The 15,941-nt window shown below is 40.0% G+C and carries 17 protein-coding genes and 1 pseudogene; 8 read left to right on the top strand and 10 right to left on the bottom strand.

Annotated features, from left to right (window positions below):
- Positions 1-382: 382 nt before the first annotated feature.
- Complete coding sequence (locus P0M11_RS07590) at positions 383-763, top strand: hypothetical protein (RefSeq protein WP_209815118.1); 381 nt, start codon at positions 383-385, stop codon at positions 761-763.
- A 176-nt stretch (positions 764-939) separates the two neighbouring features.
- The gene (locus tag P0M11_RS07595) at positions 940-1,383 is read left to right on the top strand and encodes a hypothetical protein (RefSeq protein WP_275625137.1); all 444 of its coding nucleotides are present in this window, start codon (positions 940-942) and stop codon (positions 1,381-1,383) included.
- Positions 1,384-1,665: 282 nt separating this feature from the next.
- Here the strand turns inward: P0M11_RS07595 and P0M11_RS07600 are convergent, their stop codons facing one another.
- The gene (locus P0M11_RS07600; RefSeq protein WP_275625138.1) at positions 1,666-2,019 is read right to left on the bottom strand and encodes a transposase; all 354 of its coding nucleotides are present in this window, start codon (positions 2,017-2,019) and stop codon (positions 1,666-1,668) included.
- A gap of 53 nt (positions 2,020-2,072) precedes the next feature.
- Here P0M11_RS07600 and P0M11_RS07605 point away from each other — a divergent pair, with 53 nt between their 5' ends.
- The gene (locus P0M11_RS07605; RefSeq protein ID WP_275625139.1) at positions 2,073-2,351 is read left to right on the top strand and encodes a GIY-YIG nuclease family protein; all 279 of its coding nucleotides are present in this window, start codon (positions 2,073-2,075) and stop codon (positions 2,349-2,351) included.
- On the opposite strand, the pseudogene P0M11_RS07610 reads toward P0M11_RS07605, so the two are convergent.
- The 7 genes and pseudogenes from P0M11_RS07610 to P0M11_RS07640 form a co-directional block, all read right to left on the bottom strand.
- Positions 2,352-2,504 (bottom strand): annotated as a pseudogene (locus P0M11_RS07610) (transposase); the annotation flags it as partial. It lies immediately after the preceding gene.
- A 205-nt stretch (positions 2,505-2,709) separates the two neighbouring features.
- Positions 2,710-3,270, bottom strand: coding sequence for a Crp/Fnr family transcriptional regulator (locus tag P0M11_RS07615; RefSeq protein WP_158063574.1), 561 nt, complete (start codon positions 3,268-3,270; stop codon positions 2,710-2,712).
- A gap of 82 nt (positions 3,271-3,352) precedes the next feature.
- Complete coding sequence (locus P0M11_RS07620; protein WP_275625140.1) at positions 3,353-4,351, bottom strand: alpha/beta hydrolase; 999 nt, start codon at positions 4,349-4,351, stop codon at positions 3,353-3,355.
- Positions 4,352-4,476: 125 nt separating this feature from the next.
- Positions 4,477-5,730 carry an ABC transporter permease gene (locus P0M11_RS07625; protein ID WP_275625141.1) on the bottom strand — a complete coding sequence of 418 codons (1,254 nt, stop codon included), beginning with the start codon at positions 5,728-5,730 and terminating at the stop codon, positions 4,477-4,479.
- Between the two features lie 26 nt (positions 5,731-5,756).
- Entirely contained in the window at positions 5,757-6,713 is a 957-nt protein-coding gene (locus P0M11_RS07630; RefSeq protein WP_275625142.1) for a biotin/lipoyl-binding protein, read from the bottom strand.
- Between the two features lie 33 nt (positions 6,714-6,746).
- Positions 6,747-8,153: a TolC family protein gene (locus P0M11_RS07635; RefSeq protein WP_275625143.1), complete on the bottom strand. Its 1,407-nt coding sequence runs from the start codon at positions 8,151-8,153 to the stop codon at positions 6,747-6,749.
- Between the two features lie 162 nt (positions 8,154-8,315).
- Positions 8,316-8,462, bottom strand: a complete 147-nt coding sequence (locus tag P0M11_RS07640) for a hypothetical protein (RefSeq protein ID WP_275625144.1) — start codon at positions 8,460-8,462, stop codon at positions 8,316-8,318.
- Between the two features lie 502 nt (positions 8,463-8,964).
- Here P0M11_RS07640 and P0M11_RS07645 point away from each other — a divergent pair.
- Both P0M11_RS07645 and P0M11_RS07650 read left to right on the top strand, forming a co-directional pair.
- Complete coding sequence (locus P0M11_RS07645) at positions 8,965-9,741, top strand: copper resistance protein NlpE (RefSeq protein WP_275625145.1); 777 nt, start codon at positions 8,965-8,967, stop codon at positions 9,739-9,741.
- 400 nt (positions 9,742-10,141) lie between these two features.
- Entirely contained in the window at positions 10,142-10,435 is a 294-nt protein-coding gene (locus P0M11_RS07650) for an antibiotic biosynthesis monooxygenase (protein ID WP_275625146.1), read from the top strand.
- Between the two features lie 188 nt (positions 10,436-10,623).
- On the opposite strand, the gene P0M11_RS07655 is transcribed toward P0M11_RS07650, so the two are convergent.
- A complete protein-coding gene (locus tag P0M11_RS07655) occupies positions 10,624-11,406 on the bottom strand; it encodes a type 1 glutamine amidotransferase domain-containing protein (protein ID WP_275625147.1) in 783 nt (260 codons plus the stop codon).
- Positions 11,407-11,909: 503 nt separating this feature from the next.
- Here P0M11_RS07655 and P0M11_RS07660 point away from each other — a divergent pair.
- A complete protein-coding gene (locus tag P0M11_RS07660; RefSeq protein ID WP_275625148.1) occupies positions 11,910-12,341 on the top strand; it encodes a DUF1801 domain-containing protein in 432 nt (143 codons plus the stop codon).
- A gap of 81 nt (positions 12,342-12,422) precedes the next feature.
- On the opposite strand, the gene P0M11_RS07665 is transcribed toward P0M11_RS07660, so the two are convergent.
- Positions 12,423-13,835: a T9SS type A sorting domain-containing protein gene (locus tag P0M11_RS07665; protein WP_275625149.1), complete on the bottom strand. Its 1,413-nt coding sequence runs from the start codon at positions 13,833-13,835 to the stop codon at positions 12,423-12,425.
- A gap of 251 nt (positions 13,836-14,086) precedes the next feature.
- Here P0M11_RS07665 and P0M11_RS07670 point away from each other — a divergent pair, with 251 nt between their 5' ends.
- Together P0M11_RS07670 and P0M11_RS07675 are read left to right on the top strand one after the other, a co-directional pair.
- Entirely contained in the window at positions 14,087-14,683 is a 597-nt protein-coding gene (locus P0M11_RS07670; protein ID WP_275625150.1) for a Crp/Fnr family transcriptional regulator, read from the top strand.
- A complete protein-coding gene (locus P0M11_RS07675; protein ID WP_275625151.1) occupies positions 14,683-15,897 on the top strand; it encodes a hypothetical protein in 1,215 nt (404 codons plus the stop codon). The genes P0M11_RS07670 and P0M11_RS07675 overlap by 1 nt, the downstream gene beginning before the upstream one ends.
- Positions 15,898-15,941: the final 44 nt, after the last annotated feature.

The following is a 15,941-nucleotide window of genomic DNA, read 5'->3' on the forward strand; positions in this document are numbered from 1 at the left end:
GTTCTGTCCGTAGGACACGAGATGATCCGCCGCGGCGGAGAACGGAACTTTCGGTAGTTTTTTGGCAGTCTATGGAGTTTTCGATTTTAGGATTTAAGGTAACAAAGCAGTTTTTTAGAAGGACTGCTTTTTTTGTAGCTGTTCACTTCTTATTCTGTAATTTAAAATTTTGAGTATCTTTAAAAGAATTAATACACACCGCCAGTCGGGAAACCATCGTTGCATTCGCACGACGTTTTCCCAACTGCCCCGCTTTGACGCATTCCGGTGCGGAGCCTATGGGCTCCTCCCCGAAACGACGACAAAGCCGGGCGGTCATTATCTGCTATCCCAAAAAATGCGCATAAAAAACTCTGAAAAAAAATATTAGAAAAGTATAATAATGAAAAGAGGAATTTTTAACATACTAATGCAAATCTGTATTTCATTATTTTGCATTTTTAGCTGTGAAAAAGTAAATATTGCAACTATAGAAATTCAGGATTGCAAAGAAGATTATTCAGAACCAACGAAAGATTCTCTTACAAAACTTTGGAATAAAACAAATGCTCAAGTCGTAGTTGCAAATTGCCTATATGAAAAATACTTTGTAACTAAAAATGAGAAGTATAAAAATGAAGTGTTAAAACTTGCTAAAGTTATAAATGCAAATATTGAAATATATCACGATACGATTAGTGAAAAAAATTTTATTTACGTAAAGGAAAATGAAATTTGGAAACCTAAATATCCATATAAGTTTTACTTACAAGCATACGAGTAAAAAAGGACAGTAGATAATAACCTGGTATTTCTATTAGCGGGGTTGAAGTTTACATGATAAAGATTTTGCTAATTGTTCGTTTTGTTATATTTACAAAAACCAGTTACAATAACCCCAGCCAACAGAAATACCCAACCATTATCTGCAAGCCATAACAAACCGCCAACATTGAGATTTTGAAAAATAAATATCTTCTTACCCTATCAATTGCTTTATTTTTAGCACTACTCTTTTATTTTTTTGTTTTAAACTCTCCTGAAAGACAGATTAGAAAAACTGTTGCTGAATATTGGGAATGTTTTAATCACAACCACTTCAACGAATCCGTCGAACTATTTACTTACGGAAGTGAATATTATGGTATGATGTCAATGCAATTTTACCAGTTGAAAAAAAACTATCCAAAAATTAAATCTCAAATAACACCCCTTAATGAAGTTAAAATACAGGACACTATTATTTTCGGAACAAAAAGAAAATTTGTCAGATACAAATTTGTAAACAAAAATCCCGAAATCAAGCCAATGAAAATTACTTTTATCTTTTGGAGGAAAACTGGGTACGACAAAATTCACAGTCCAATTTATTTAAAAAACTTTGTGGATTGGGATGATAAATAGAAACACCTGCAGTTAATAACTAAGCTTTCGTCTTGTCCGCAGGACACGAAATCGAAGATTCGCCGAAGGCAGATGAAAATCCGTTAAATCCTTCGCTGCGCTCTGGACAGGCTCACTTTCGGGAGCTTTTTTGACAGTCTATGGAGTTGTCGATATTAGGATTTAGGATCGTAAAGCAGTTTTTTAGAAGGACTGCTTTTTTTTGTGGCATTTGGTAGCCTTTATGAGTGTTTTCTACGGGTTTTCTTCGCTGCAAAACACAAATTCCCTTACCCACAAAGTTTAGTTCGCAGACAAAGGTTGTTGGATGACGAAAAGATATTCCTGCAGCGGACCGCGCTGCCCAAAGACCGCAATGGTGACCAAGGTTCCTTCCTTACAACACCGGCATTTATTGAGCATTATTTTTGGTGCTGCTTCTATTTTCCGGACCTTTAAATCTGACTGCAGATTTTGCAACTTCCCTCGTTTCCAGCTGCTGCTCAGGATGCCGTAATGGCGGATCCTTACAAATCTTTTCGGCAGAATATGAAGACTGAAGCGCCGGATAAACTCCTGGTTGCTCACGGTCATTTCCTTTTTCGCCCCGCCTTTTCGGTAATCCTTGTACTCAAAACGGACCTGTTCATCCGTCACTTTTTTTATGCGGTGGTTGCTGATCGCCACTTTACCCCGTAGGATTTCTAACTTTGCTAAAAAGAGTATGTTTTATTATATATGTCTTACTTAGCGAAAAAGATGGATTGTTTTATACAGGATACACTTCTAATTTGCAGAATAGATTGATACAACACAATAATGGAGAGGTTAAGTCTACTGCAAGAAGATTGCCTTTCAAATTGATTTATTGGGAAGGCTTTTTAAATCAGCAAGATGCGACCAGAAGAGAGAAATATCTTAAGTCTGGAAATGGAAAAATTTATCTTAGAAATAGATTGACGGAATACCTAAAAAATCCAACGGGGTGAATGCGTGTAACGTCCCAGATATTCAATCACCTGTTTTGGGCTGCCAAAAGGCCGCTTGGCATATACGACCCAGTTTTTGGAGAACAAAGTGTTCATCAACGCTCCATCAACGCTTCCTAAGGCCCGAAGCAGCGCCACAAACTTGGCTCTGAACAATGAAGCTCCTGTTGAAAGAAAGTCTTGTAAGTTTTTGGAACCTTTCAGTTTGATTGTAAAAGAGATTTTGAAAAAGGTGTCTTTTTTTTGTGCCTGGTTATATTTTTATCCCGCCTGAAGAATAAAATCTTTATTAAAAAGGCTAAATTTTTTCTCGCACCGCCGCTCAAGCAGCATCTCTGTCTGTACTTTGATAACTTTTCTAAACCTCACTTCTGATCCTACTCAAAGTTTCCTGAGAAATGCCAAGATAAGAAGCTATCATCCCCAGCGGTGCACGCAAAAGTATATCCGAATTATCTTCTAAAAGCTGAATATATTTTTCCTTTGCCGTCATATACTGCAAGGAATTGATGCGCCTTTCCATATTCGTCATCAGAAGTCCCAAAACACGGCGGCTGAAATTGGCTATGGTGAGCGAAGTTTCGCAGAGTTCTTCCATTTTCGAGTAACGGAAAAAGACAATCTCACTATCTTCTATGGCTTCAATGGAATGCCGTGCCGGAATTTTCTCAAAAATGGTGTCTTTATTTGCGAGAATGCTGTTTTCGGGGTAAAAATTAGTGGTGATGTCTTTTCCTTTTTCAAAATAGAACGAGCGCAGAAGCCCTTTTTCTACAAAATACACCTTCCGGTTTAAAGTGTGTTGATCGCTGATAACGGTTCCTTTTTTAACAGATATTTTTTCGGTCTGGGTGTTCAGAAAACTGCGGATATCATCGTCGATGGTGATGTAGGTGGCAAGCATTTCGGGAAAAGTCATCAAGATTCAATTTGTACAAAAATAAAGATAATGCCCCAAAAAATGAGGCATTATTCACAAACTGAATATTAAAAATAAACTATTAAAAATCAATCTTTTGTAGCCAAGTGAAAAGTTCGTCATACACTTTTTCACGCACCGGTTTTTTGGAAAGCACCAAATCATGAATGCCGCCTTTAAAGGGAATTATCGTCACATTTCCCTTTAAATTTTCAGCATTTTTATGAATATCCTTCACGTTCAGGATGATATCGGTGGAAGTCACTTCCTCATTCCAGTCTTTTGGATAGCCCGATTTTTCAGAATGCATCACCAATACCGGAACTTTGAGTTCTGCGTTGCGGATGTCTTTCTGTCCCCGATGAATCGCACGGATAAATCCGAAATTCACTTTCCAATTCGCATTGGGTTTCAGTTTTAAATCATAATTCCATTCACCTTTAAAATCTTTATGCAGACTTTCGCCGTAAAAAGGAGAAAATCCACCGCCAATTTTCGTGTCAGGATAATGTTTTCCCAAACCACTGATGATGGGAACCCCAATTTTTTTTGCCAGAAACCCCATATTGAAATCGTAAAAGGGACTGTTCACCCAAAGTCCGGCAATGTTAGGGTTTTCAGTGTGATATTTCATATATCGTGTCGTGATCAGCCCGCCGGTTGAATGCCCTGCCAGCAGAATTTTGTTATGATGTTCTGCAGCAATAATTTTTAAAGCTTCATCGATTTCGGCATTGTATTCGTCCAGGTTTCTGACATTATTAAAAGTTTGATGGGGCAAATACGAACGCCCGTATTTTCTTAAGTCCAAAGCATAAAAGTCAAACCCTTTTTCATTGAATCTTTCGGCCATTTCTTTCTGAAAAAAATAGTCGTTAAACCCGTGAATATACAACACAGCTTTATGGGTAGGACTTTCCACTTTTTTGCGAATGACTGTTGCGGTAACTTTTCCTTCGTAATCGTTTGGAAAATTCAATGTTTTCTGCTCAAAACCGTTTCCCAAAATATCCGGCGAATATGCCTGCGAGTACAAAAACCCCGAAAGGAAAATGAACAGCAGTAAAAAGTTCTTTTTCATTGTCCAGTTGTTTGTTAAGGCAAAGTTCCGGCTTCTTTTGAACTTTGGCTTTGACATTTATCAAAAAAAAACGTCCGGGAAATTGCTTCCCGGACGAACAAACAAACTATAAAGAAATGAAAACTTTATATTTCTTGCGGTGTTGAGCCGTTTTCGTTGAGATTGTTTTCTGATTCTGTAATCTCATCAAAATCATCGCTTTCATCATCTTCTGAGAGCTGGTACTTTTTGTAGAGTGAATTGATTTTAATTTTAAGCGCAATCCAGCCTAATACAAAATACACTAACGCCAAAATCAAAAGATGGAAGAAGTACTTTTGGGTTAAATAATCTGAACCACGTTCCACAACCATAATTTTCAATGCCTCAAGATAAGGGGTCAAGGGAATAATAGAATTGAAATACTGCACAAGCTGCGGCATCGCCGAAGTTGGCCACGTAAATCCACTTACAATGAACGCCGGAGAAGCAATCACCATCAAATATTGTGTCGCCTTCAGCGCATCAGGAACCAAAATACTGAACAGCACGCCCAAATTGGTTGATGCCACCACGAAAACTGCGGTCAGCAAGAAAAAGTTGGGCACATTCACCGGTGACGGAATTTTAAAATAAAGACTGCACAGGTAGAAAAACAGGATGTTGAAATTGGCGAAAATCCACACCGGAAGGCATTTTATAGCCATCACCAAAACCGCATATTTGTGTTTACCGGCAAAATCACGTTTAAAACTGTCGCGCTTGAACTCCTCAGCAAAAGTCACTGCCATTGCCATCAAAATGACCTGCTGCAGTACCACCGCCATCATCGCGGGCCACATAAAAATCAGGTAATTACTCGTGGTGTTGAACAGCGTGATGTAATTGGCTTTAAACGGTTCGTACTGGGTTTTCGCAATTTCTACATTCATGCCTTTTTTCTGCAGCGCCTTGATCTCTGCACCTGCCGAAAATGTTCCCAGGATCTGTTGAATCGCTTTCGTAGCAAAATTCGCGGTGAGGACATTGGACGTGTTGACGTAAACCGTAATTTCCGGATACTTTTTCTGAAGCATCAGCGCTTCAAACCGTTCCGGAATGATGACTACAGCGGCAGCTTCGGTCTTGATGACCTCGTCTTTCAGGGGAGCCGGTTCATCAATATAATTCAGGACTTTTATGGTGTGATTATCCTCAAACATTTGGGTTACCTGGTCGGAAAGCGGCGTTTTATCGTGGTTAATGAGGATCACCGGAATGTTTTCAACTTTCCCTTTTTTATACGTGAAACCGATGAGCAACGCGTAGAATGCCGGTGCCATAAAAAACACCGATAGCATGGTTTTATTGGTAAAAAAGAGCCGGAATTCTCTTTTCAGTAAATATCTTAACTGTTTCATTTTTAATATAATAAGAATTCCGTCACTTATTTTAAAACCACATTGGAGTTCACCAGAATAGTACCCAACTGGGCCCGATTATCCGGAATTACTTTAATCTCATAAACCGCATCTTCAGGATTATAATCCGGAAAAGCCGTCGTGATATCGGCGTATTTTGCCAGTTGTTTGATGGAAACAATGCGCCCGGTAATTTCTTTTTGGTTGTAATTCACAACCATCTTTACGGTTTTCCCTTTTTCATAAGCTGAAATTTTACTTTCCGGAACGGTGAATCTGAAATAAGTCGTGTCGGGAATATAGCCTGAAAAAAGCGCAAAACCGGCAGTCGCGAGTTCTCCTTTGTTCAAAGAAACCGTTTCGATTTCCATATCATTTGTAGCGATCACATATCTTTCAGAATAAGCCACATTCGCTTCCTGCAATGCGCCCATCGCCTGATTCGCCTGTCCTTCCGCCATTTCTATTTTTTCGTACCGCGTACCAATCTGAACTTCGTGCAGTTCGGCATTTGCCGCATCCAACTGTGCCTTGGCGCCCTGATATTTCGCGAAGGCTTCATCATAATTCTGTGGCGAAAGCAGGCTGTCCCGGTACATATTCCTAGCCCTGTTGTAGGCTTTCTGCGCATACTGGTACTGCTCCTGAAGCCCTTTCTGTTTGGCTCTCAACTGTCGCATCTGGTCGGTGGTAGCACCGTTTCTTGCCATTTGAGCCTGTGCTCTGGCTGCGGAAGTTGCACCCTTTGCCTGTGCGATTTTTGCAGAAACTTCAGGTACATCCAGTTTTGCAAGCGTATCACCGGCTTTTACGGTTTGCCCTTCTTCCACATAAATTTCCAGGATTCGGCCGGTTACTTTTGGTGAAAAAGTGACGAGTTCTTTTCTGGTTTTACCTTCAATGGCACGTTCTGCGGGCTTGTCGCTGCAATTGACCAAAGTTAACAGGGTAAGAACAGAAAGTATTTTTGATGTAGATTTCATTTCGTTTGTTTGTTTTTTAATTTTTTTAAATAATTAAAGATTTTCAGGATTAAGGTTTTGTGTAGATTTCATCAGTTCAATGGCGGAAACTCTCTGATTGAAAATCGCGGTGTGCAGTTCCAGTTCGGCATTCTGTAAATCTGTTTCTGCTTCGATAAGTACCGCGGAAGTTTTGGTGCCGTATCTGAATTCCTTTTCCACCTGTTCCAAACCTTTTGCTGCAATCTGTCTTGCCTTTTCTTTCAGTTTGATTTGTGCGTTCGCGATGTTGTAATTGGTTTGGTTGTTGGCGAGGTTTAAGTTCAATTTTTTAATCGCGTCTTTCTGTTTGCTCTCCAGAATTTCCTTATCTATCTTGGCTTTCTCAATGGCATGTTTGCCTTCATTACCGTCGAAAACCTCCCATTTAAAGCCAATTCCTGCGGTAAACATGGGAAATACGTTTATGGCACTCGGATGCAAATCGAGTTTTTTTCCCGTGCCGGGAAAAATTTCATCCGAGGTTGAAATGTGGTTATTGTAAAGCCCGAAATACGAGAGCGAAGTCTGCGCCTGCACTTTCGGAACCCACCATCTCTCTTCGGCTTTAATTTTGAAATCTGTCGCGTTAATGCCGTGTTGAAGTGCTTTAATCTCTGCTCTGTTTTCTACGGTTTCGTTCAGAACATCGTAGTTTATCGGCTGAAGATCGTGTTCGATCAGGGCAATACGCTCCCTTTCGATTCCTGTCAACAGATGGATCTGGGTGATCAGAAGATCCTTTTTACCTTCATATTCAACCATTTTGGAATCCAAAGTGGCCTGTGCAAGTTCTATTTTTTTGTGGTCGTAAGGCGTAATCAAACCGTAACCCAAGGCTTTGTCGGCAGTTTTTTTATTGATTTCCAAACGTTTTTTAGACTGATCCAGAACTTTTTTGGATTCGTAAACCAGCGACAACTGGTCGTATGCTTTGGAAATTTCGGTAATGACGTCGTCCTTGGTTTTCTGCATTATCACTTCTTCCGAAAGATTTTTCTCGCGATTGGCTTCTTTCAGATATTTCACCTTTCCGCCGGAATAAATCACCATACTTGCTTCGGCCTTTGCAGAGGCGGAAAGACCGGAAATGTTGAGATTATTGCTCAGCTGTCCTTCAGGTACCACGGCTCCCGGAAAAACCGGAGGCACCGCCGGAACTTGTATTTCCGGTGAACTGATATGCGCCGACGTGTACATATAACCTGTTTTCCCGGTAATCTCCACTTTTGGGAGAAACACATCATTCAGCTTTTCGCCGTCGAGTTTCGTATACTTATTTTCTAAAACCTGCTGATTCAGCGTTTCATTATTCTGCAGCGCACTTCTGATAAGTTCCTGCAGCGTAGGTTCCTGCTGCGCATAAAGCGTGAGCGGCAACGAAAAAGCTGCGCCCATAAGGAATCTGTGTATAGTTTTCATTTTCTGTTTGTTTGTAAAATTATACGTGCAAATTTCCGGCAGCTGGAGAAAGATTCCTTTGACAAATGTCAAAAAAAACCGGAACCCCAAATGTTCCGGTCTGTGTATTAAAATTTAAAATCATGAAATTGTTTTGGGTTTAACATTATCCGATTTTTGAAGCTATGCATCAATGATTTCAAATGCCTTTTTTTCATCTTCGACGCTTACCATTATTTTCAAAGTTTTTGCCGTCGGCGTCGTGGTGAAGGTCATATATTTGTTTTCAACCGTGTTTGCAATACCGGCATCGGCTAGTTTAGGTTTCACCGGCTGAATCTCCTGCTGTACTTCACTATCAAATACTGGAATTTTGGTTTTGTTGCTTTAATTACCAGCGTTTCGTTGGGCTTGCAAAGCCAATAATGAATTGGAAAATCATCGGACCGAAATAAATAAATAAAAACGCTGAGATAAACGCCTGTTGGAGGGAAGCTTCGGGAGCTTTTCAGAAATTATGGGTTCATTGTAAAAAGTTTTAAAGAGATGAAGAGACCTCTATAATGGTCTCTTTTTTGTAAGTCAGTTGCAGCCTTTTTTAATTGATCTTTACAAAGTTGTGCGAGTCAAGCTACCAAAAATTAAGTTTGTTATTTTTTGCACAATGGGAAATCACCTGCAACAATAAGAGCTGTTTTTCGATGGAAATTTATTCTTTTCTCAAAAATAATAACTTCATATTCTTCTGTTTTAGTACTCCGCAAAGCCTTATTGGGTCTTTTAAAATCATTAATTAGGTCATCAAACATTTTAAATTAATCAAAAAAAAATAATGAACACATTTAAATTTTTAACCGTAGCAGCACTAACCACCATTTTTGTTTCTTGCAGCGACAGTAAATTAACCGTTGACACTGCAAATAAAGAGCAGACAAAAACAGAGGCGCAGCAGAATAATGATTTTTCTTCAGGTATCTACACGGCAATATTGCCTTGCGCAGATTGTATGGGAATCGAAACTTATATTACCTTTCAAAAAGACAACAAAGCGGTTAAAAGTACATCGTATTTAGACAGCGACGGTACTTCTGAAAACGAGTATGGTACCTGGACAAAGAATGATGATATTATTGAAGTATCCATCCCAAATTCGCCGAAGGAATATTATCTGGTAAAACCCGACAAAACCTTGGTAAGATTGGATGCTGACAAGAAAGAAGTAAGCGGAGAATTAGCCAAAAATTATATTTTTAAAGAAGTAATAGCATATATGCCGGCTCAGTTGAATGGTACGTATAACACCAACGCCAGTGGGAAAGGATACAACCAAATTCTGGAATTGAAATCTGAAAATGACAGTATATACTCAGTGAGAATTTCATTTACCGGCGCTGTGAAAGGGTGTACTTTTGAAGGCAAAGGAAAATTAGTGAATAATCAGATTGATGTTGATTTAAAAACCATCAATAAAGATTTAAACGGTACGATGACGATTTTATTTAAGGATAAAACAGCTGAAGTATTTACTTCGAAATTTGAAGATAGATTGGCATTAAATTACTTTTGTGGCGGCGGTGCAAGTTTAGCCGGAGATTATTATAAAAAATAATATTAAGGGTTTTATCAGTAGCTGACCGATAAAAAACTTCGGTGGATCTCTGGTAGTCCAATAATGAAATTGTTGTTGAACGGATGGTTATTTAGCACTATAGATTTTACCGTAAATTTTTTTAAAAAAATTGAAGAGACTTGTTGAAAGGTCTGTTTATTTGTACGTCGTTTTCATCCGTTATTTTTATTAACTTTCTAGAGTAATTTTAGCTACCCAAGGAATTGTCTATACTACTTTCTGCTGAACAAATTGTAGGTGGCCAGAACAAATGATGCTGATTTGCGATGATGCACATTACCGTTATTTAACATCTTTTGTATTTTTAGTTTGATAAGGAAAACTTATTTTTGTTAGAAAGAGTTGAAGAAACTCTCAATAACATTAAAAATTTTAAATTATGGAAAAGTTTGCAATATTAGCAAGAGTAGAAGCAAAACCGGGTAAGGAGAATGACGTATTGGAATTCCTAAAGTCTGCCTTACCGCTTGCCGAAGGTGAGCCAGGTACCGTAAGATGGTATGCTTTACAAATTGGCCCTTCTACTTTTGGTATATTCGATACGTTCGGAACTACAGATGCAAGAGATGCTCACTTGAATGGTGAGATTGCGAAGGCTTTAATGGCCAATGCATCTGAATTACTTGCTAAAGAACCTGTACTTGAAATAGTAGATCTGCTAGCAGTAAAGTAAGCAATCGAACACAAATTTTTAATAGAGTTAAATGGAGCCAGGTATTTCCCCGGCTCCATTTTTTTTATATGATTTTGTCAAAGGTTGAACCTTTGCTATGTATACAAGATTTATCTTGATTTTTCAAATAAAATTTCAATTTAGCATAAAAAGAAAGAGACTGAAAACAGTCTCTTTTGTATTCTTAATTATTGAAGTTTTTTAAGCTCTTCTAAAACAGCTTCGCCAACTGCATGAGCAGATTGAGGATTTTGTCCTGTTACCACTCTTTCGTCTACGGTAACGTGAGTTTGCCATAAACCAGATTTTTCAAATTTGGCTCCGCGTTCTATTAATTTAGATTCTAATCTAAATGGAACCACTTCATCTAATTTCACAGCAGCTTCTTCTTCGTTGGTGAAAGCATTGATTTTTTTGCCATCTACCAAGTATTTTCCGTTGCTGAGTTTAATGTTCACCAATCCGGCAGGACCGTGACAAACCGCACTTACTACTCCATTTTTTTCGTAGATTTTTTGTGCGATTACTGCCAATTCTTCATTATCTGCAAAATCCCACATCGTACCGTGACCTCCAGCATAAAGAATCCCTACATATTCATCAGGATTTACTTCTGAAGGCGTCATGGTGTTCTGAATTTTATTTTGATAATATTCATCTGCCAAAAATCTTTCATTAACCTTATCATCTGGAGTATTTCCATAATACGGCGGGTTTCCACCTTTTGGACTCACGAAATCTATTTCGTAACCAGCATCTACTAATACAGCCCAGGGATGCGTAACTTCACCTAAATAATAACCGGTAGATTCGCCAGTGTTTCCTAATTCGCTGTGGCTCGTAACCACGAATAATACTTTTTTGCTCATTTTGTTAGATTTTATTGTTTGTGCATTTATCATATTAATCCCTAAAAAAAGAATACAACCGGTTAAGAAAATAATTTTGGATAAAAACTTGTTGTGATTCATTATACTATTGAATTTAATGATTTGATAGTGCAAAGGTAAATGCAGCTCCCCACAAACAACAGGACCTACCGCACAACTTTTTTGTGACCTATCACATTACACCGAAAGCCGACTCAAGGTTTCTCTGGAAACACCTAAATATGAAGCGATTAATGTTTTGGGCAATCGTTGTAAAAGTGTGGGAAATTGAGCTATAAATTGTTCATAGCGTTCTTTGGCATTGCTGTTCAGCAGAGACAAAATTCTTCTTTGGAGCGCTATATAACAATTATTAGACTTTTTTCTGAAAAAATGTTCTATTTTATGCATATCTGCACAGAGTTTCTCCCGGTTATAGAGAGACAAAGTAAGTACTTCGGTAGATTCTAATGCATCAAGAACTCAATCCTCTCTTCTTATTCTGTAATTTGAATTTTTGAGTATCTTTAAATGAATTAAAACACGCAAACGCCGTTAGCTGCCACACGGCTCATGTTGGTTCCAGAATAGTTTACAGATTTAAGATGGACTTAGATTCGCAAATCAAGCATTTCATAGAAAGCCAGCCGGAATTGAAACGCCGCGACGTGGAAATGCTGCACGCAGAAATTCAAAAGCTAATGCCTGATGCAAAACTGTGGTTTTTTGACGGCCGGGACGAAAACGGAAAAGTTGTCGCCAATGCTCAGATTGGATACGGCTCGCAAACGATAAAGTATGCAGAAGGGAAAGAGAAAGAATTCTTTCAGATTGGTCTCAGCACCAATTCTACCGGGATTTCAGTCTATATCATGGGTTTGAAGGATAAAAAATACCTGCCCGGCACCTACTCAGGCACCATTGGCAAGGCCACCGTAACCGGATACTGCATTAAATTCAAAAAACTTCAGGATATCAATAGTGAAATTTTAATGGAAGCAATACAGGACGGTGTGAAAGGAACCGACCCAAAGTAAAGGGCATTGTGACACAAAAAAAATCTCTTCCAAAAAAGAGATTATGATTTGAGCTTAAACTTTTCTGCTTACACTTCGTTTTTATCTTTTAATGAATTTCTTAATATAGTCCTGACCTTCGTGCCTCACCTTGATGTGGTAAACACCCTTCTGAAAATAGGAAACATCCAGCTTTCCTTCCACAGTGTTTCCCGTCAGTATCAGTCGGCCCGCCGAATCCCAAACAGTAAAATCTATGGGGTCACGTTCGGAATTAAAATACAGATAATCCAGCGTTGGCACGGGATAAATTCCAAAGTGAAACTCCTCCGGAGCTGTAGGAGGCTGAGCCGGGCCTGTGCCGGGTTGTCCGGGTGTTCCTGGCGCTCCTGGAGTTCCAGGGGTTCCAGGGGTTCCGGGTGAGGTAGGGAGTCCTCCGCCAAGTTTTACGATTCGCCAGTAATCATCATTTCCGCCGGTACCGTCCCAACCATGAGCAATCGTCATATTTAGACCAGCGGATCTCGGGAAAGCCCTGCCTACATTACTGATGAGGTGCCAGGTTACGCCGCCATCGGTGCTGTACCTGGAACCACGCGAACTGTTGGGTCCGTAGGAAGCGCCGGTAGCCAGAAGAATGTCTGTATTCGGTATTTTCTCAAGATAAGTCTGCTGCCCAAAACCCGGATTTCCCACGTATTGTTCGGTGGCAAAGCCATCCGTAGTTTTGTACAGTTTGCCGTCGTTATAATTGGTATAAATTGCCGAATTTGCCCCGGTAATCTGAAAATGACCTAAACTTTTGGCTCCGAATTCATAATGGGAAGAATCGTACAGAGTCTGCGTAACGGTCCAGGTAACGCCCCTGTCATTGGTTCTGATCATCTCGCCCTCACTGCTGCCAAACCAAAACGAATCTCCCAGATCATCGTGGATATAGCGGGGGATTTGGTTAGGTTTAGATGCAGTAAGAAGCGCACCGCCTTTGGCAACCCAGGTAGCACCACCATCAGCTGTACGGAAAATTTCTATCTTTTTAGAACCGTTGGGATTATTATCCGGATAGCAGACCACAATTCCCGTATTTGCATCCCAAAAATGAACGTAGGTAAGGATTGTTTGAAATTCCTTAATCACAGTCCAGGACTGTCCGCCGTTCTGGGTTTTGTACAGGCGGCCCTTGCCGGTGTTTAACTGGTACCTGGTACCCATATAAGCTAAATTTTCAGACACGGCGTGTAAATCTGAGACGGCAAAAAACTGGTCACTATAATTCTGCAGATTTGGAACCGCCTGCCAGGTAGCCCCACCATCCGTAGTTTTGGTAAAAGCCACTTTACCCTGGTCGTTCCAGTGACAGGCCCAGACCACCTGCTGATCCGCAATACTGTAATTGATCGTTGCATTAGCCGCCGTGGCAGGATATACCGTATTCATATGGTGCCAGTTAAACTGACCCAATGCAGGGTGAAGTAAGCAGGTAATGAAGAAAGAAGAAAGTAGTTTTTTTATCATAATGCTGTATTTGAGTTATTATCAAATATATGCAAATGATGAGATTTACTAATCAACTTATCAAATAAAATAAATTTTTAATACAGACTGTATAATTCTTTTTTTTTAAGTAAATCATTTTGTCCGCGAAAAAAAGAATTGTCTATGTTGTGAGAAGAAATACCGATTATGACAAATCCTTACTATTATATCAGACCAATTCATCCTGTTTAGTCACATAATTTTTGTAGATTTGGGTTAAAAGCTTAGCTATGTTCACCAAAGAAATCCTCCAGAAAAATAAGATTCCAAAGCATATCTATAAAAAAAAGGATGTCCTTTTCCGGGAAAATGAACGGGCTTCTTCCCTATTCTACCTGCTGGAGGGCGAGGTTAAGATTTATAATACAGACTGCGAAGGCAAGGAATTCCTGATTACCAAGGTGACAGACCACCAGTTCATGGGCGAACCGCCCTTCCTGCTGAACGAGAGGTATCCGGCAACGGCCAATATTGCCAGCGATACTGCACTTGTCTATATTTTCAGCCAGGAACTCTTCCGGAAATTTCTGGATGACAATCCCGGGTATCAGTTTGAATTCCTGAAGGAAATTGCGAAAAAGGCCTACGACAAGACCATCAAGTTAAAATCAATCGTGCACCAGAATCCCTGCGAACGCATTACCGCTTTCCTCAGAATCCATAAGAAGAGCTGCGGCATTGAAGAGCACGAGAAAACCATCATCGATGTCACACGCAAGGAGCTGGCAAATTCTACGGGGCTGGCCATTGAAACCGTCATCCGCACCGTAAAAAGAATGGAAAGGGAAAACAAAATTGAACTCATCAACCATAAAATCTACTTCTGATGTCCCGCACACTCTGGCTTAAGTTTTCGGTTTTCAACTTTGTACTGGTAGCACTTCTGGGCGTCATAATGCGCTATAAAATCCTCTTTTCCCTACCCTTCCTGGACCAGAAACATTTGCAGGAGGCACATTCTCATTTCGCTTTTTACGGTTGGATCACCAATGTACTGTATGTGCTGATGGTCATCTATCTGTCCAAAGCAAGGCCCGAAATTTCGCTACGCAAATACAATATTCTGATTATCACCAACATAATCGCTTCCTATGCCATGATTGCCACCTTTATTTACGGCGGCTATTTTTGGGGTTCCATTGCAGCCTCTACCGTGGCACTGCTCACGTCATTTGCATTTACTTTCTTCTTTGTTATAGATGTAAAAAACCTGAGGGAGGCATCGAAGAAATGGTTTTTGGGCGGACTCTTCTTTGCTGTAATTTCTTCGGCAGGGGTTTTTAATCTGGCGTATATGAAAAGTTCCGGCAACATCACCCAGGACCTCTATCTGGCTTCCGAATACTTCTTCCTGCACTTTCAGTACAACGGATTTTTCATTTTCGCCTGCATAGGTCTTTTGCTGTATTCTTTGAAAGAGGCGGGTTCACTCATTAGCGAAAAGGAGAATAAACTGATGTTTTGGCTCATGTTTTTCGGATGCCTTATAGGCTTTGGCCTATCAGTGCTGTGGCTTAAACTTTCCATGCCCGTATTTGCACTTATCATATTGGCTTCATTGGCGCAGACGTATGGCGCAGTTATGCTCTTCCGCATTGTGAGGCGCAGCTGGACACACCTCATCCTGAAATGGTCTGCAGTGCAGCGTTTTGTGCTGATCTTTGCAGGATTCGCCTTCGCGGTTAAAATCCTGCTTCAGCTGGCTTCTAATGTACCGGCAATAAGCCAGTTTGCTTTCGGTTTCAGGAATGTCGTTATTGCCTATCTTCATCTGGTACTGCTCATGTGTATCGCCACTTACCTTCTGAGCCAGGTGCTGGCTACCAACTTTTTCATTATTTCCAGAAGTCTGATCACAGGCCTCAAACTGTTCCTGGCAGGCATTTTCCTGAACGAACTGATGCTGGGACTGATGGGCGTGTTTTCAATAAAGTATATAGCAGTGCCCTACGCCAACCATTTTCTGCTGGTCTTTTCTGTGCTGATTTTTGTTGCACTGTTCATTATTTTCGTGTCAATGAAAAAAAGACAGGAAGCTTAGCACTTCCTTGTAATGATAAAGCAGCTTTCAGAATTATGAAAGCT

The organism is Kaistella sp. PBT33-4, from assembly GCF_029194425.1.
In the GTDB taxonomy this organism is placed as follows: domain Bacteria; phylum Bacteroidota; class Bacteroidia; order Flavobacteriales; family Weeksellaceae; genus Marnyiella.